General features: G+C 41.1%; 18 protein-coding genes. 16 read left to right on the top strand and 2 right to left on the bottom strand.

What is annotated here, in order from left to right:
• Positions 1-3 precede the first annotated feature (3 nt).
• From K1I71_RS06305 to K1I71_RS06230, 16 genes are all read left to right on the top strand, one after another.
• On the top strand, positions 4-1,125 hold the full coding sequence (locus K1I71_RS06305) for a phage major capsid protein (RefSeq protein WP_223330504.1): 1,122 nt from the start codon (positions 4-6) through the stop codon (positions 1,123-1,125).
• A gap of 15 nt (positions 1,126-1,140) precedes the next feature.
• Complete coding sequence (locus tag K1I71_RS06300; RefSeq protein WP_223330503.1) at positions 1,141-1,431, top strand: head-tail connector protein; 291 nt, start codon at positions 1,141-1,143, stop codon at positions 1,429-1,431.
• Positions 1,424-1,600, top strand: a complete 177-nt coding sequence (locus K1I71_RS06295) for a hypothetical protein (protein WP_223330502.1) — start codon at positions 1,424-1,426, stop codon at positions 1,598-1,600. Before K1I71_RS06300 ends, K1I71_RS06295 begins: the two co-directional genes overlap by 8 nt.
• The gene (locus tag K1I71_RS06290; RefSeq protein ID WP_223330501.1) at positions 1,584-1,976 is read left to right on the top strand and encodes a phage head-tail adapter protein; all 393 of its coding nucleotides are present in this window, start codon (positions 1,584-1,586) and stop codon (positions 1,974-1,976) included. The genes K1I71_RS06295 and K1I71_RS06290 overlap by 17 nt, the downstream gene beginning before the upstream one ends.
• Entirely contained in the window at positions 1,969-2,370 is a 402-nt protein-coding gene (locus tag K1I71_RS06285; protein WP_223330500.1) for a hypothetical protein, read from the top strand. The genes K1I71_RS06290 and K1I71_RS06285 overlap by 8 nt, the downstream gene beginning before the upstream one ends.
• Positions 2,371-2,751 carry a hypothetical protein gene (locus tag K1I71_RS06280; protein WP_223330499.1) on the top strand — a complete coding sequence of 127 codons (381 nt, stop codon included), beginning with the start codon at positions 2,371-2,373 and terminating at the stop codon, positions 2,749-2,751.
• Between the two features lie 22 nt (positions 2,752-2,773).
• Positions 2,774-3,358, top strand: a complete 585-nt coding sequence (locus K1I71_RS06275) for a major tail protein (RefSeq protein WP_036756735.1) — start codon at positions 2,774-2,776, stop codon at positions 3,356-3,358.
• Between the two features lie 49 nt (positions 3,359-3,407).
• Complete coding sequence (gpG, locus tag K1I71_RS06270) at positions 3,408-3,701, top strand: phage tail assembly chaperone G (RefSeq protein ID WP_115904239.1); 294 nt, start codon at positions 3,408-3,410, stop codon at positions 3,699-3,701.
• A gap of 199 nt (positions 3,702-3,900) precedes the next feature.
• Complete coding sequence (locus K1I71_RS06265) at positions 3,901-8,169, top strand: phage tail tape measure protein (protein ID WP_223330498.1); 4,269 nt, start codon at positions 3,901-3,903, stop codon at positions 8,167-8,169.
• Positions 8,166-9,665: a distal tail protein Dit gene (locus K1I71_RS06260; protein WP_223330497.1), complete on the top strand. Its 1,500-nt coding sequence runs from the start codon at positions 8,166-8,168 to the stop codon at positions 9,663-9,665. The genes K1I71_RS06265 and K1I71_RS06260 overlap by 4 nt, the downstream gene beginning before the upstream one ends.
• Complete coding sequence (locus K1I71_RS06255; RefSeq protein ID WP_223330496.1) at positions 9,665-12,895, top strand: phage tail protein; 3,231 nt, start codon at positions 9,665-9,667, stop codon at positions 12,893-12,895. The genes K1I71_RS06260 and K1I71_RS06255 overlap by 1 nt, the downstream gene beginning before the upstream one ends.
• Before the next feature lie 10 nt (positions 12,896-12,905).
• The gene (locus K1I71_RS06250; protein ID WP_223330495.1) at positions 12,906-14,948 is read left to right on the top strand and encodes a DUF859 family phage minor structural protein; all 2,043 of its coding nucleotides are present in this window, start codon (positions 12,906-12,908) and stop codon (positions 14,946-14,948) included.
• A gap of 9 nt (positions 14,949-14,957) precedes the next feature.
• Positions 14,958-15,563: a DUF1366 domain-containing protein gene (locus tag K1I71_RS06245; protein WP_223330494.1), complete on the top strand. Its 606-nt coding sequence runs from the start codon at positions 14,958-14,960 to the stop codon at positions 15,561-15,563.
• An 11-nt stretch (positions 15,564-15,574) separates the two neighbouring features.
• Entirely contained in the window at positions 15,575-15,874 is a 300-nt protein-coding gene (locus tag K1I71_RS06240; RefSeq protein ID WP_223330493.1) for a hypothetical protein, read from the top strand.
• Between the two features lie 3 nt (positions 15,875-15,877).
• Complete coding sequence (locus tag K1I71_RS06235; RefSeq protein WP_007518800.1) at positions 15,878-16,210, top strand: phage holin; 333 nt, start codon at positions 15,878-15,880, stop codon at positions 16,208-16,210.
• Between the two features lie 2 nt (positions 16,211-16,212).
• Positions 16,213-17,199 carry an N-acetylmuramoyl-L-alanine amidase gene (locus K1I71_RS06230; protein WP_223330492.1) on the top strand — a complete coding sequence of 329 codons (987 nt, stop codon included), beginning with the start codon at positions 16,213-16,215 and terminating at the stop codon, positions 17,197-17,199.
• A 100-nt stretch (positions 17,200-17,299) separates the two neighbouring features.
• Here the strand turns inward: K1I71_RS06230 and K1I71_RS06225 are convergent, their stop codons facing one another.
• Together K1I71_RS06225 and K1I71_RS06220 are read right to left on the bottom strand one after the other, a co-directional pair.
• Positions 17,300-17,479 (bottom strand): hypothetical protein, encoded by a 180-nt coding sequence (locus K1I71_RS06225; RefSeq protein WP_223330491.1) that lies wholly within the window; start codon positions 17,477-17,479, stop codon positions 17,300-17,302.
• 142 nt (positions 17,480-17,621) lie between these two features.
• Positions 17,622-17,771 (bottom strand): hypothetical protein, encoded by a 150-nt coding sequence (locus K1I71_RS06220; protein ID WP_173390505.1) that lies wholly within the window; start codon positions 17,769-17,771, stop codon positions 17,622-17,624.
• Positions 17,772-18,110: the final 339 nt, after the last annotated feature.

The following is an 18,110-nucleotide window of genomic DNA, read 5'->3' as shown; positions in this document are numbered from 1 at the left end:
AGAATGACAATGACATTATCTAATCAATTTGAAAAACAACGTCAGGCATTTATGGATGCCGTTGCAAATGGTGCACCTCAAGAAGAACAAGCGAAGCTATACAACGAAATGCTTGAGTCTATGAGCAATGAAATGATGGCTCAAGCTCGTAATGCTGCCCGTGAAGAAGTATCTGCCTTGAATCCATACGATGCCAAGTTGACTGCTGAAGCTCGTGAGTTCTTCAATAACATTGAAAAAACTGCACCTAAAGGGGTTGAAAAACTCTTCCCTCAAGAAACAATCGACCGTATCTTTGAAGATATGGTTATGGTACGTCCACTCCTTCAACATATCGGCCTAAAAAATGCGGGAATCCGTTTGAAATTCCTTAAATCAACTCAAACTGGTCAAGCTGTTTGGGGTAAAATCAATGCCGAAATCGAAGGACAACTTAAACAAGAATTCAGCGATGAAGAAGCAATTCAACACAAATTGACTGCTTTTGTTGTAATTCCAAAAGACTCTGAAAAGTTCGGGCCTGCTTGGTTGCAAAAATTTGTTTCTACCCAGATTACCGAGGCATTTGCAGCTGCATTGGAAGCTGCCTACTTGAATGGTGACGGAGACAATAAACCTATCGGACTCTCTCGTACTCTTACAGGGACCGTTGCAAGCGATAAGACAACTTATGCTGAAAAAACTGCTGAAACAACTAACTTGACTTTTGCCGACTCTGCTACTGTAGTCAAAGAATTGACAAAGGTTTACAAACACCACTCTGTTAAAGCGGACGGAAAAACTCCAGTTGCAGTGGAAGGAAACCTCGTGATGGTTGTTAACCCAGCCGATGCTTGGGATGTGAAGAAGCAATACACTTCTTTGAATGCTCAGGGTGTTTATGTCACTGCAATGCCTTACAACCTGATCTTAGTTGAATCTGTGGCACAAACTACAGGTAAAGTCACTACATTTGTCAAAGGTCGTTACGATGCTTTCGTAGGCGGTGGTATTGAATTTGGACGATTTACCGAAACATACGCTTTGGAAGATTTAAACCTCTACACTGCTAAGCAATTTGCTTATGGTAAAGCTCACGATGAAAAGACTGCTGCTGTTTGGACTTTAAAATTCCCTGAAGCTTAATTTAGGAGTTGAGTCATGACTGCCGAAGTAGAACTTCATTCTCTTCTTGCTGCATTTAAGGAGAGAATGAGGATTTTTCACGATGGAGAGGACGCTAACCTTTCCAGAATGTTGGAAAGTTCTGAGTCAGCCATCCTCAATCTGGTCGGTAGTAAGGACTCTGCTGATCCACGAGTGAGAGAGCTTATTTTAGAACGTGCTCGATATGTCTACAATGACCAAGTTGAATTTTTCTACGGAAACTTTCAAGGAGATTTGATGGCATTATCACTAGAAAATTACAAATTGGAGGAAAAACATGATTAAGGTTTTAAAAGGCTTTTACGACATCAAAGAAGGGGTGTTTCGTTCTGTTGGCCAAGAATTTGAAGAGTCAAAAGAGCGTTTCGATGAAATCAACGAAGCGTTACCTGGCTTTGTTGAATGGGAAGACAAACAATCAGAAGTAACAATGTCTGATGTCCTATCAGACTAATCGTCCCAGCTATCGATATAAAAAGCCAGAGGCTCAAAACGGAGACCTGAGAACCCCCTTAACTTTCTATACTTCTAAAGTCGAGGAGGGGCTTCATGGTCGTGATGTGAGTCACGAGAAGGCTTTTTTTACGATGGGCCAAGTTTACTCTCCTAGCTTTAAAGATATCGAGATTGCGACTGGTAAGTCGATGAAAGCTAAGATGACTCTGAAAATTCGTGATCCTTTGTCTGATTATCAGCCGAAGAATGAGCATTTTGTCGAAGTTGGAGATAATCGTCTCAGTGGTGAAAAATGGCAAATTATCGATGTTCGTCCTGATTTTGATAATCGGGATTTTTTGATAGTCATTATCGGTGGTGGTCAAGATGTCTAGTGGAGCAGAATTAAGAGGCTTTGACGATGTTCTTAGAAACCTTGAAGTTCATCTTGGTGATACTAAGGTCAAACGTGCTACGAGTCGAGCCTTAAAAGCAGTCGCAAATGAAACCTTAGAAGAGTTTAAAGGTGCTTTGCAAGTCTACAAAGATACTGGAGAAACTATCGAAAGTGCTACTGCTGGACGTGTGACTGATCTTGCTGCTGGTGTTCCTGTTGTGAAAATCGGTTTTGGTGAGGGTTCTCGATGGCGCTTGGGTCACTTGAATGAGTTTGGATATGCCAAAAATCCACATCCGAGAGGTTTCGGTGTTATTAGACGCTTTTCAGAGGCTCATGCTAAAACATACAAATACAGAATCGCTAGTCATTTGAAGACGGAGGGGTTTTAGATGGTCAAAGATAAGTTTAATGAACTCTATGAGGCTTTGAAAAAAGATGAGTCTTTAGCTGGAATTAGTATCAAATCTTTTAATCGTCCAGACATGCTACCAAGCAATGAGACAAGTATCGTCATTAGACCAGTTGGTCCGCCGATGCAGACGGCTCATGGTAGTAATACGAGCCTGGCTAAGACATTTCTTTATCAGGTCAATGTAGAGTCTAAAAATTATATGGAGTGCAAAGAACTCCAAAAAAAAATTGAAAAGATTATGGAAGACCAGGGATTTTATCAAACCACTGGTGGTTTGGATGAATGGATTCCAGAAATCAAACGCTATGTAGATGCTCGAACCTACAAGGGTCAGAGTGTTCTATATGAAGAATACTAAATTAAAGAAAGAGGTGCTATAAATGGCATTGGTTGGTTTTAAACGTATGACAATTCGTGTGTTGGATGGAAATGCTAATCCGACACTTGGAGAAAACCTTTTTGTAATTGAAGGTCAAACCGGTAAAGGTGCGACTCGTACCGCTAAAATTTCAGGTCTTGCAAGTGATCCAGTAAAAACCTATGGTAGTGATGTCGCTTACCACGTATCAAACCGTGGTGTTGGCGATGTGAAGATGGAACTGACTGCGGTTGATATTCCTTCAACAGTACTCGCTAAAATCCTAGGACATCAAGTCAAAGATGAAATTATTGGTATTGGCGCTGATACAGTTGCTCCATACTGCGCTGTTATGCTTGAGTCTCAGACTGCAAATGGGACTCAGGCACAAGTCGGGTTCTTCAAAGGACAATTCTCAATGGACGCTGAAGAACTTGAAACGCTTAAAGATAAGCAAGAAGAACTTCCAGATGACAGCTTGAGTTTCGCTGCTATTGCAAGTGATGACACTGAAACAAATGGTCTTTACTATGTGAAATACATTGGTAAAGATGATGCTAAGCTCAAAAAATTCAAAGGGCAACTTAAAATGGTTGCTGCAGGGTAGGAAGAGGGCGCAAGCTCTCTTTTTATCTTTTTTCTAGAAAGGAAAGTATATGGCTAAGGTTAAATTTTTAATTAAAAATGAGAAAGGTCAAGATGTTCAAAAGACAAGTAAGGAAATTACTACTAAGGACTATCGTGACTACCTGATTCTCAATGAAGCACTATCTTCTGACTTGTCCGAAGTTGAAAAGCTAGACAAGCAATTGGAATTTATCGCCTCATTGTTTGAAGATTTGGAAGTGGAAGAACTTTTGAAATTCACGGATATGGCAGATATTTTTGCGGTATTTGCAGATATCTACTCTCATCTGGTGGGTGATGTTGACCCAAAGGAGAAAAAATAAAGCCAAGTGAAGCGCTGAAACGGTTTTATGGATTTGTTAAGCAAGCTACTGAGGGTCCATATGGCATGAGTATCCGTGATGTCATGGATACTAGCTGGGAGGACCTGATGGGCGTTCTCGGTGAAACCGAATCCGCTAAAGCTGAGGAAGTCATGGATCTTGCTGACTTTCTAGAAATGATTTAAAAAGGAGGATTTGAATGGCAGGTGGAACGCCGTTAGGTCAAATGTATATCGAGCTAGGGCTGGACGTGTCGAAGTTCAATCCTACTCTAAATGGTGCTAAGAATGCGGTTAAATACTTTCAAAGCAATGTAAAGGCGCTAGACAGCTCCCTTAAAAATAACGGGAAAAACACAGACTTGCTTCAAGCTAAGTACAAGACGCTTGGCCAAGCGATTGAAGCGCAAAGAAAAGTCTTGGACCAGATGAAGAAAAGTTTTGATACTCTCGAACCTGGTACAGCTAAGTTCGACAAGGCTGCTGCTGAGATTGAACGTGAGAATGCTAAGTTGGCAGCTATGGAAGGTCAACTTCATCGTGTTAAAGAAGCTTTGGTTGCTGTTGGTAAAGAGAATAGCTTTGCGAATCGCATCAATAAATTTGGGGACGGCCTTATTAAAAGTGGCGATAAAATCAAGAATTTTGGTGATAGCGTTTCAAGTCTAGGCGGAAAACTGACTACTGGTTTGACCCTTCCTTTGGTTGCTAGTGTTGGTATGGTTACGAAAGCAGCTGTCGACTATGAATCTGCTTTTGCAGGTGTTAAGAAAACGGTAGATGAGACTGCAACCGTATCCTACAAGAACTTATCTGATGGTATTCGTCAGATGGCTAAAGAATTGCCAGCTAGTGCTGTTGAAATTGCAAATGTCGCAGAAGTTGCTGGTCAGTTAGGTATCAAGGCAGAAGATATCCTTACCTTCTCTCGAACGATGATTGACATGGGAGAATCTACAAACTTGAGCGCTGAAGAAGCTGCGACAGCCATTGCCAAGATTGCAAATATCCTCGGTCTAACATCGGACGAATATGGTCGATTTGGTGCGTCAGTGGTCGATTTGGGGAACAACTTCGCGACAACTGAGCGTGATATCGTTGAGATGACCAACAGATTAGCAGCAGGTGGTAAGCTGGCTGGTTTAACTGCTCCAGACATCCTTGGTCTTGCTACTGCGATGAGTTCGGTTGGTATTGAGGCTGAGGCTGGTGGTACAGCTATGACTCAGACTTTGACGGCTATTGGTAATGCTGTTTCATTGACTGGTAAGGGCGCAGCGGATGACTTGAATCTTATCGCCAAAACTGCTGGAATGACCTCAGAGGAATTTCAACAGGCTTGGAAAGAGAAACCGGTCGTTGCTTTGCAATCATTTATCAAAGGGCTCAAGGACGCACAAGAAAAAGGCGTGAACATGAACTCTATTTTGTCGCAACTTGGAATGACGGGTATCCGACAAAGTAATATGTTGAAATCCTTAGCTCTAGCATCTGATAAAATGGGCGATGCTGTTGATCGTTCAAATAAGGCCTGGAAAGAGAATACTGCTCTGACCAATGAAGCCAATAAACGATATGAGACCACAGAATCACAATTGAAGATGTTTAAGAACCAGGTAACCGACTTGGCTATTGAATTTGGCGGACCTCTTTTGAAGGCTCTCCGTGACGGTCTAAAGGCTGGTAAACCTTGGATTGACACGCTGGCCACAATGGCTAAGCATTTCAGCTCCATGTCTGAAGAGGAGCAAAGAAATGTTCTAAAATGGGCAGCGTTAACCGCAGGAGCTGGTCCAGCGTTAACACTTTTTGGAAAAGGTATTGGAATCGTAGGAGGCTTGACAAAAGCACTCGGTTGGCTTACCAAAGGGACTGGTAAAGCGGTCGGTGGCATGAATTTAATGTATAAGACTTTCCAAGCCTTTAGAACAACCGGGAATCTATCATCTGCCTTTAAATTGGCATCTGGTGGAGCTGTAGCGCTTGGGAATGCAACAGCATCAGCTTCGACATCTACTGGTCTCTTGACAACTGCAATGAGTGCCCTCTCAAATCCTTTAGGATTGACAGTCGCTGGTCTTGCCATTGCGACAGCTGCTGCTGTTCATTTTGGCAACGAGAAAGATAAGGCTCGTATCAAGACTGAAGAGTTTGGCTCTCAGCTAAGCGATACTGCTAGAGGAGAATTGCGAAGTTTTCAAAAGACAGTTGATGAAACCAGTACTGCTGTCGCAAACTTTGGGACTCATGCCGGAGATGCTGATAAGGTATCTGGAGCTTTTAAAAAACTCTATGAAGAGATTGCTGCTGCTGCGGATAAAAGCAACAAACGGATAGAAGAGTTGGGCGCTAAGTGGGGCCTGAGTGAAGAAGATATTGCAAAAGCCAAGGAAAGAAATGGCCAGATGGTATCTAATACTGAGGCTATGATGAATCAAATCAATGAGATTTATCAGCGACATAATGGCGATGCAAGCAAGTTCTCTCAAGAGGAGAAAGAAATCATCCTGAACAATCAGAATGAGATGATTAAGGCGAAACTCTCGATGATGAGTTTGTCGGAAGAACAACAGACGGCAGCACAACAAGCCTTAAATGGTAAAATCAGCTCACTCAACGAAACACAGTTAAAACATACTAGAGATGTTTTGAAACAAGCGCTGGATGAGGAAAAGAAACTCTACGAGAACTCAAAGAGCGAGTGGAAAGAGTTGCTCGATGGGAAAGCAATTGATCAAGAAACTTACAATAAAAAAATTCAAGAACTAGAATCTAAACACCATCAAACCATGGAAGCTTTAGGAAGTAAGTACTATCAGGTCATGCAAAATCTCGATGCTAAGGTAAAAGCTCGAACTGGTCAAAGTTGGAACTATTGGGAAGAAGCCAAGAAGGTTCTGGAAGAATACGGTCTGTCCTACGAAGAAATTGGGAAGAAAGCTGCGGTAGCTTCTCAAAAGGTAGGTAATTCACACAGCATTCTTGCTAACTATACTAGTGAGATGAACAAGGAAGTGAAAGAGGCTAACGATGCCTGGTCATTGCTTGTCGGCAACATTGATAAGAATGGGAATTTCCAAGTCAAGTCTAACGTTAAGGAAGTCATCGGAGAGGCTGCTAAATCTGCTGAAGGTTGGGAACAATTGCAGTTTATTGCTAAGACTGCGGAAATCAACTCAAATGCCCGTGCTACAATTGCTGAGGCTCTTGTCGAATCCGGGAAATGGAAAGACATGACTCTCGAAGAGAAACAAGTGATTGTCAAGAACCAAGCTGGGCTACAAGCTATCTTTGATAGTGAAACTCATCTTAAAACATGGAACAGTATGCCGGCGGAAATCAAAGAACTTCTCATGAAGAATACAGACATCATGAATAAGGCGGAGGAAGCCTCAAAAGCTCTGTCTAACTATGAAGCTCTGAAACCAAAACAGAAGGAGTTACTGGCTAATGATGAAAGCGTCCGAAAAGCAGTCGCTCGCTCAACTGATACTTTGACAACCTGGAATGCCACGACTCCATTTACAAAAGATTTGAAGGCCGATCCTACGAATGTTTTGAACAATGGCCAGTTATCTATCGATAAGATTACAGCTTGGAATTTTGCATCTGCCGAGACTAAATCTTTAAATGCAGTAGATAATACAAGTGCTGCTGTTGGAAGTGCTCAAGCAAGTGTAAACTCTCCGAAACAAATAGCACCTATCAATTTGTTCGCGACTGACCAGACTGGTGGTGTACGAGATGAGACAAGCAGTGCTATTAATGCCATTAAACAATATAATCCAGTAGATATTCTTGCTAAGAATAGCACGCAAGGAACTGTAAATGAAGTACAAAGTGGTGTTAATAGTATTCAGGACAAAACGGTTACAATCAGTGCACGAGATAATGCGTCTGGAGTTCTTTCAGGCATTAGGAGTTGGATTGATAGCGTAACTGGTAATTTCTTTACGAATATCTTTGCGAGCAAGCATGCCCACGGTACCAACTATCACCCTGGTGGTCTTGCCGTTGTCAATGATCAAAGAAATAGCAACTACAAGGAAATGGTTACTCTTCCAGATGGTCAGAGTTTTATTCCTCAAGGCAGAGATGTCTTGCTTCCTCTTCCGAGAGGTTCAAAGGTCTTGCGAGCAGATAAAACTAGACGTTTGATGCGTGAGATGGGCGTTCCTAAATATGCTTCTGGTATCGGGATCCCGAGTGACGCTAAATTTCTTAAAGAAATCGAACAAGCTCAACGTAGTATTACTATCCAATCTACAAGTGTCCAAAATGGGCAAAATATAGATAAAATCGTGTCTGAGATGACGATTCTGAGAGCAAGTTTAGAAAAATTGCTTACTGATATCCTTAACAAGGACACAAACGCTTATCTGGATAACTCAAAAGTTACGGATGTTGTTACTAAGACTCAGAAAGAGCGTGAGAAAATGCTACTAAGAATGAAAGGGGTGATTGAATGAGCGAAGTGACTATGAGTTTTAATAAAACAGATTTACAAGAGTTTATTGAAATCCATGACATCCAACGAGATATTGGGAATAATCGCTCTATCTCTATCGACCATGCCCCAAGAATTGGCGTGAATATCCAGCAACAAACCATTGATGCAAAATATATCAAGGTTGACTTCTCCATCTGGTCCAAAGACAGAAATACCCTCAAGCACAAGCTTGCGGGTATTTTTAATGTCGATAGTCCTAAAGAGTTGACCTTTTCAGATGAGCCAGACAAGTATTATCTGGCCATGGTAATTGATGATATCTCTATGCAGGAGGCAAGCGGGAGACGTTCAAACGGGTCTATTAAGTTCATCATTCCTGATGGTGTGGCTCATAGTTCAGTCTATAAGCGATTTGATAACGACAAAAACGCAACTATCGAAGCAGGAAAGATGGTGTTTGATCTTACAAATAATGGCACAGAGAGCGCATTTCCAATCGTTAAAGTCAAACATAATGCTGAGAATGGGTATATCGGTCTAGTTAACACCAGCGGAGCTCTTGAGGTTGGAGATCCTAAGGAGATCGATACTGAGATAGTTAAACAGTCTGAGGTCTTGCTTGACTTTAGAGGCGACAAAATCGTTGATGGCTTTGCTAGAGCGGTCAAGATTGGTTCAGTGACTAATAGCCCAGAGAATTTAAACGGAACATCCGAGCTAGTCACAGCAAACGGCAAGAAGCGTGTCAAACTAAGAGAGCAATCTAGCGGCACATACAATGAAAGCTACTCAACAGGCTTGTCATGGGAGATTCCTGCTGACTCTACAGGAGAGAAAGGCTCGCTTGATGATTACATTTTTTGCAAGCTGGTTTATCAGTTGGATTCAGTTACTCAATGTGGGTTTATTAAAGTGACTGTATCTGACACTAATGGGCAGTTTTTGTATGGTGTTGAAACTTACAAGCGCTATAAAGGGCTATATTGTGGATTTAATGTCTTTGCAACAGATAACAAAGGCGATTTCAACTTTTTAAAATGTTTCGATTTTGATTCCTCAAGCGACAGGAATAAAAATCCTTTTTCATTATCAAGAGGGCAGTTTGAGCTCAAAAGGAATGATGAGAAAGTTCAAGTTTACTACAACGGCTCATACTATAATTTTATTGTTCCTGAAATAGAAGGTAAAAAATCAGCTAAGGTCCATGTGACGATAGGTGCTTTTCGTGGAAAGGCAATTATCCCTTACTTGTATCTTGATGAGCTGTTGTATCGCAAAGATTTTGTACAGGCTTCAAGGGACATTCCTAATCGCTATCCTATAGGGTCAAATATCATCCTTGATAGCGAGAATGATTCCGTCATGGTGGATGGTATTGAGAGGGCTGCAGATGTTGTCCAGGGTTCAAAATTCTTGAGCATTCCTCCAGGAAAGAGTCAACTTGAGGTCTATTGCTCAAGCTGGGTCAAAAAAAAGCCTACTGTAACAATTGAATTTGAAGAAAGGTGGCTATAATGCTTTTAACGATTCACGATGCAAACTTGCAAAAGGTTGCTTTTGTTGATAATAGTAAGCAGAACACGCTTAATTATTATAACGATACATGGTCAAGAGATATGCCAACAGGGGCCTCAACTTTTGAGTTTACAGTCTTTAAGAAAGCAATGCAATCAGACACAGCTTCATCAAAGGCCTACCAGCATCTAAACGAACGTGCTTGGGTATCGTTCCGACACAATGGACGTACCTATCTCTTTAATGTGATGTCGGTGGAAGAGAACGAGCAGACAATCAAATGCTATTGTGAGAATCTGAATCTTGAATTGATTAATGAGGTAGCAAATCCTTACAAAGCAACGGGAACAATGACTTTTGCAGAATATTGCAAAGAGATGGCTTTACTGAACTATGCTCATCTCACTATTGGAATTAACGAGGTTTCAGACCAGCAACGCATCATTGAGTGGACGACACAAGAAACAAAACTTGCTCGCTTGCTTAATCTTGCGAAACAATTCAATGCTGAGATTGAATTTGACACGCAATTAAAAGCAGATAGCACCCTTAAGAACTTTACTGTAAATATATATCATGAACACGACGATACACACCAAGGAGTTGGTCGTATCAGGAATGATGTGGTTTTAAAATATGGTAAAAATATTAGCTCTATCATCCGGAAAGTGGATAAGACGGGTGTTTTCAATACAATCCGGCCAACTGGTAAAATGCCAACTGTTGAGATTGAAGACAGCGGGGAGCGTCACGTTTCAAGTCAAAGAGTCAAAAATTCGGATGGCTCGACAACTGAGACTATCATTCGCACTGCTTCAGATGGAACTAAGAGTAAAACCATAGTCCATACAAAAATAACAAAGCTAGCTGATAAGACACGGATTACAACAACCACAACAACTCGTTCAGATGGCTCTATCGAACAGACTGTGACGACTAGTAAGAAAGGTGGACCATCTAATACTGAGAAACGAATCATAAAACCTCCTAAGAAAAAAGAGAAGGAAACCGAGCCTGAAAAAGAGGTTCTGACCATTGAAGACTTGGGAGATTGGTCTATCAAAAACGAGAGGGGAGAATTAGAGTTTTACCAAAGAGGACAACAACTGTATGCACCGTTGTCCATGCAACTCTATCCCTCAACTTTCACTTCAGCAACAGCTGAGGACCAGTGGACAAGACGAGATTTCGACTTTGACACAGATGAACCAAATGAATTGAGACGGCTTGCTTACTTGAAATTAAAGCAGCATTGCTACCCAGCCATCACCTATGAAGTAGATGGCTTTGTGGACGTAGAAATCGGGGATACGGTCCAGATTTACGATGATGGATTTAGTCCAACTTTAATTGTAAAAGCACGAGTTACCGAACAGAAAATCAGCTTTACAAATCCGGCAAGCAACAAAACTACTTTTGCGAATTTTAAGGCACTTGAAAACAAGTTATCGGATGGCATTCAAGCAGCATTCGAGCGACTTTTTGAGGCGTCAAAACCCTACACTATCAAACTAGCTACAGACAATGGTATAGCCTTTAAAAATGGCCAAGGTCAGACCATTGTGACTCCTACTCTCATGAGAGGGAATAAGGTTATCAACAGCGGATGGCGTTGGGTCGTTGATGGTGTAATCAAAGCCACAAGCCCTAGTTACATTGTCCGAGGCTCTGACATCGATCAAAAGATGGTTTTGACGGTGTCAGCATGGGTGGATAACAAAGAGGTAGCCTCTGAGCAGTTGACTCTCATCAACACATCAGATGGGCTACAAGGTCAAAAAGGGGATACAGGTCCGAAAGGTGACTCTGGGCCTAAAGGAGACCGAGGAGAAAAAGGCGAAAAGGGAGACCGTGGGGAACGTGGGCTACAAGGACTCCAAGGTTTGCAAGGTCCAAAAGGTGACCAAGGTATTCCTGGACTTAAAGGAGCTGACGGCCGTACACAGTACACTCACATTGCCTACGCTGACTCTATTTCAGGTAGTGGATTTAGCCAGACTAACGCTGATAAGCCCTATATAGGGGTCTATGTTGATTTTAACGCTGCAGATAGTAATAATCCAACAGTTTATAAATGGAAAAAGTGGAAAGGTGAAGATGGAGCGCAAGGTGTACCGGGAGCAAAAGGAGCAGATGGTAGAACACCATATTTTCATAGGGCGTGGGCTAATTCTGCGGACGGTCGTACTGATTTTAGCACCTCTGATAGTACTAACAAGCGCTACTTAGGAACGCTGACAGACTTTACTGAGGCAGACAGTCAGAATCCTGCACAGTATAAATGGACAGCTCTTTTTGACAATGTTCAAGTAGGAGCAGAAAATAGGTATAGTTCTACCTCCGCAGTATCCGGATATCTAGCACAGGGAGGACAAATCAGTAAGGCGCAAGGTGACAATAACGAACGTACGTCAGGTTTTATTGACATCCAAGGACTAAGTAACTTAATCATGCAGTTGTGGGTAACCACCCCTGCTAAAGGAATGCCTTGGCATGCTTGGCAATTTTACGATGCTAATAAATCACCTATCGGAACTCGACTTACAGGTAAGGACAGTTATACCGCTCGTGCTCAAAAGTGGCATATAGTTAATAATATTACAGTACCAGCAACTGCTAAATTTATTAGATTATCTGCTAGAACTTACGAAGACGCCAAAATTAAATTAGAAATAGGCAATGTACCTACCGACTGGTCTCCAGCTGTCGAAGATATCCAGAGAGACATTGACTCTAAAGCAGACCAAGGACTGACTCAGGAGCAACTTAATGCTCTAGCTGAAAAAGCTCAACTTCATGACATAGAGCTAAAAGCTAAAGCAACAATGGATCAGTTCAGTGAGTTAGAAAAAGCCTATAATGCTTTTGTAAAATCAAATGCAGAAAGCCAAAAAAAATCTGAATCTGATTTAATCGAAGCGGGCAGAAGAATTGAGTTTTTATCAATAGAATTTGGTGGCTTGAAAGAGATGAAAAAGTTCATCGATACCTATATGAGTGCTTCAAATGAGGGGCTCATCATTGGAAAGAACGATGCTAGTTCATCAATCAAAGTCAGTCATGATAGGATTTCCATGTTTTCTGCAGGTAAGGAGGTAATGTATATTTCGCAAGGCGTAATCAATATTGACAACGGTATTTTCACCGCGTCAATTCAAATTGGACGCTTTAGAACAGAACAGTATTATCTTGACAAAGATGTGAATGTTGTTCGATATGTAGGAGGTTAAAAAGAGGAAAATGACTAAATTTATCAATTCTAGTGGCCCATTGCACTTGAATATTTATATTGAACAAGTTAGTCAGGACATCGCTAACAACTCCTCTAGAGTTAGTTGGAAAGCTACTGTTGACCGTGATGGTGCTTACCGCACATATACTTATGGTAATATTAGTAACTTGTCTGTATGGTTAAATGGGTCAAGTGTGCATAGTAGTCACCCCGATTACGACACTTCCGGACAAGAAGTAACCCTAGCAAGTGGAGTGGTTACAATCCCTCATGACAGTGACGGGACAAAGACTATGTCTGTCTGGGCATCTTTTGACCCCAATAACGGAGTTCATGGTAACATTACAATTTCGACGAATTATACATTCGACAAAATTCCTAGGTCTACGCAAATTTCTAGCTTAGAAGGAAATCGAAATCTAGGATCCTTACATACGATTATCTTTAATCGAAAAGTGAACTCTTTTACTCATCAAGTTTGGTACCGAGTTTTCGGTAGTGACTGGATAGATTTAGGTAAGAACCATACTACTAGCGTCTCCTTTACCCCGTCACTGGACTTAGCAAGATACTTACCTAAATCAAGTTCCGGGGTTATGGACATCTGTGTTCGAACATATAACGGTACTACTCAAATCGGTAGTGACGTGTATTCTAATGGATGGTACTTTAAAATCCCAGACAGTGTAAAGCCTACCTTCACAGGTCTTTCATTAACTGACATGAATACGGTCGCAAGACAGCTTTTGAGTGGAAATGACTTCTTACAAATCATTTCAGATATCCAAGTAAACTTTAACAATGCGTCTGGCGCTTATGGTTCTACTATTACAGGATATCGAGCTGAAATTGTTAATAAAAAAATGGTCGTAACTAAAAACGGTGGTAGTTTTGGTATCATGAACTTTAGCGGTTTGGCGACCATTCGAGCTTATGTTGTCGATAGTCGGGGTAAACAATCAGATACTAAAGATATTACTATCAACGTAATTGAGTATTACACCCCCTCCTTTAGTTTCTCCGCACTTAGAACTAGAGGTAATCCAAATACATTGCAAGTGTTAAGAAATGCCCGAATAGCCCCTATAATGCAGTCAGGGAAGCAAAGGAATGTAATGTCCTTAACTTTCAAAGTCGCTCAGATAGGTAATGAGAATTTCACGGATGATAATGGTAGTGCATCTGGTAATTTTACAAGTGTTCATACATTGACTAATTCAGCTGCTAACATGGCGGGAAATTATCCATCGAATAAATCCTTTGTGATTATTGGTAAGCTTGAGGACAAGTTTACAAGCGTTGAATTTTCAGCTACTGTTGCAACCGAAAGCGTAGTAATGTCCTATGATAAGAACGGACGTGTTGGCATCGGTAAGGTTGCTGAGTTCGGTAAACCTGGTTCTTTAGACGTTCTGGGTGATATCTACGCAGACAACAAGCCTATCCAACAGCATCAGTTGACAAAAAATGGAGGAAACTCCTTGAGCGCTGAGATTGATTGGAACAACTACACAGATTCAGGCCAATACATGGGCTACAATCTATCAAATTCTCCAACCGGAGGGAATCCATGGAAACATGTGCAGGTTTTTAAGCATAACGATAACTGGGTAGTTCAAGTAGCTTATGATTTCTCAGGACAATTTTTAACAGTTAGAGCTAAAAGCAATGGTAATTGGACACGTTGGGTTGAGTACGCTAAAAAAGATGAGGTTTTATTAAAAACAGAAAGTAGTCCGACAGCCTGGCAAAATGCCAATTTACAAAATGGATGGGGTCATCATAGGGACTATGAGAATGTTCAATTTTCAAAAACATTTGACGGTATTGTTTATTTAAAAGGTACTTGTAAAGGCGGAAAGACTACCCGTGGGTCAATTATCTTTACTTTGCCTGAAAATTTCAGACCATCCACAATATTATATAAGACCGCACTAAATAATGATTATGGCCCTGCCGTTGTCGGGATTTATCCAGGAGGTAACGTAGTCGTCAAAGGAAACGTTGATGCTACTTGGCTCAACTTTGATAATGTATCTTTCAAAATTTAAGGAGGAACTATGAAATTAGAGTACGGGACAAAGTCCCAAGAATTTGACGCAAGCGGCAAAGAATTCGCTACAAAGGTCACACTTGTTAATTCAGATGGTGCTATCGTACCTATCATGCTACCGGCTGATAAAATCAGCTTGTCCAATACTGAGCTTTTTGAGTTAGCTCTGGAGGCCCTTTATCAAGAGAATTTCCCACAACGTGCCGAAAACGAGAAGTTCAATAAGGTAGATGAACAAATCCAGAAAAACAAAGAGATGACCGCAAAGATGGAGCAAGCGACCGTGGAAAACAAGGAGAACCTTGACACGGTTTCAGCTATTACTGAGGTTCTCATCGCCCTAGCCATCTCTCAAAATGGGGGTATGCCTACTTATGCTTACAACAAAGTGGCTGAGTTCATCAAACCGCTTGTTAAAAGTACACGGTATGGAAACGGCGATATCATCGCTATGCCATATCCGTTTGATACAAATCCTAAATGGCCGAGTGGAACCAAGACAATCTTCAAGTTCCAGATGCAACCGTCCGAAGGGTACACTTGGAAAGAACAGGCTCTTGCTGAGATGCTTCAGCAAGGTGTGCTGACCGTGGTCATGCCACGTATTGAGTAAAAGGAGGTTATATGCCAATAGAACACGCAGAAAGAATTGCCCAAAGCCAAGTTGCCTGGGCTATTTTGTTTATTTTATTATTCGGCTTCGTTATTCGCTATCTGATTAAGACATCAGACAAGCGAGAGAAGAAGATTATGGATTTGCACGAGCAATCAAAGGCCGACTCTAACAGACGAGAAGAGCGTTTGATGACTCACCTGGAAAAAACTACTACAGAATTAACCACAATCACTCACGCGGTCGGAGATATTCAAAAAGAAATGGTCCGCATGAACGACCGCATGGAAGAAATCGAAAAAGGAGAATAACACATGCAACAAATTACTGAAATCATTATCGCTTCAGCTACTGGAATCTTGACTGTTTTGGCTGGTATCGCGGTCAAATCGATTAAGGATTTTTTGATTAAAAAAGGCGGTGAAAAGACCATCAAGATTGTCGAAATCCTTGCTAAGAACGCGGTCAACGCTGTGGAGCAAGTAGCTCAAGAGACAGGCTTCAAGGGCGAGGAAAAGCTGGAACAAGCCCGTACGAAAATCCGTGCTGAACTCAATAAGTACAATATCAGCATGACTGATAAGGACTTGGATACATTCGTTGAGTCAGCAGTCAAACAGATGAATGATGCGTGGAAAGGAGAGTAATGATGGTAGAAATCATTAACCATACAATTTTTAATGGAATTTCAGGATCCCGACCAACTGAGCGACCAAAATATTATGTTTTACATAATGATGCTGGTTCAAAAAGTGCAAAGGCCTATATCGAATGGCTTCAAGAACGATATGACAATGGCCGGTCTGAACTTGGTTTTGCTCATTACTACATCACAAGAGATGCAATTGTGCGAGTCGAAGACACATACAATGGTTCATGGTCTGCTGCTAACTACGATGCTAACATGAACTCTCTTAGCTATGAAGTATGCCAGCAGTTAAGCGCATCAGATGCCGAGTTCATTGAAAATGAAAATATGGTATTGCGCCAAATGGCCGAAGATATGGCTTATTATGGTGATACTCCAAATTATAGCAACATCAAGTTTCACAATGAATTTTCTAGCACATCATGCCCTGCTCGTTCCCTTGAATTGCACGGCGGATACAATGACAGCTTGCGTGACTATGTGATTGCTAAAATCAAGCATTATCAATCCCTTGGCTCGACTGTCCAAGAAATTCTTGCAAAAGAAGGCAATCAAGAAGGTTGGAAGAAGAATGCGACTGGTTGGTGGTATGTCAATGCAGATGGTTCTTATCCAACGAATAAATGGCAGAAAATCAATAACGCCTGGTATTACTTTGACAGCAACGGCTATATGAAAGCTAACACATGGCACAAGCATTCGGATGGGTACTGGTATTACTTGCTACCAAATGGCGCAATGGCGACTGGTTGGGTACTAGTCGGGTCAGAATGGTACTACATGGACGATTCTGGCGCTATGGTTACTGGTTGGGTCAAGTACAAGGAACATTGGTATTATCTCGATGCTAATGATGGAGATATGAAATCCAATCAGTTTGTCAAGTCGGCAGATGGCACAGGTTGGTACTACCTTAAATCAGACGGAACAATGGCAGATAAGCCAGAGTTTACTGTTGAGCCTAACGGGCTCATTACTACAAAATAATCTTAAAAATAAATAGAAAGGAGACTTTCTAAATTGTTCTTTCACCGCAGGCTCAGGCTTGCGGTTTTTTTGTTTGCAATAATAAAAGCAGTGACCGAAATCACTGCTTATCAGCTGTAGCAAATTCATAGAGCTTTTCTGCCGTTAGAAGCGCCATTTTGTCCATGCTTGTTTTTCCTTTTCTGAGGTCAGAAACAGTAGTCCAAGGAATTCCAGCGCCTTGCGAAATAGCAGATGTAGACATCGGGCTGTCTAATAATTTTTGAATAATTTTTCTCATACTTATTTGTCCTTTTTATTCTTTAGATAAATATATACATTGACTGCAATTATAAAAATAGCTATTGCACTAACCATTGCTTTTCCTCTTTTCATTTGATAAAATAGAGGTGTGAGGGGCTTTCGCCCCCACCTCTTAGCGTTTACCTTTTTCTTTTGCGGGATTCGGGTTTACGCTTTTTGTTTTGCCTTGCGACTGTTATTGCAGTCACCAGACTTGCTATAGCAGTTACCGTTTCAGGGATATTATCTATCGCCTTTTCAAGTAACCTAAGCCAATCTTCTTTGTTCAACTTCTTCACCTCCTTTCCTTATCTTGATTATATTATATCACGGTACACCGAGAAAGTCAAGCGTTTTTATGAAGTTTTTTTAAATTTTTTCAAAAAAAATAGACCTTGTCCAGAGGTCGGGGACTTGGAGGGGACACCCTCCAATGTAAACTATTAGAACTAAATTGCAGCCTTCTCAACTATACGGGCAAATATGAGTATGAAAATGAATACGAAGATGAATACGATTTAAAAAAATGATAGCAATTAATGAAAATGATTTTAATGGAAAATAAGTAAAAACTCAACTATTGAAAAGCGATGATAACTATTTGTAAACGCTTTTCACTTATGGTATAA

This window comes from Streptococcus mitis (genome assembly GCF_019929545.1).
GTDB classification, from domain to species: Bacteria; Bacillota; Bacilli; order Lactobacillales; family Streptococcaceae; genus Streptococcus; species Streptococcus mitis_BU.
This window is presented reverse-complemented; position numbering and strand designations above follow the sequence as displayed.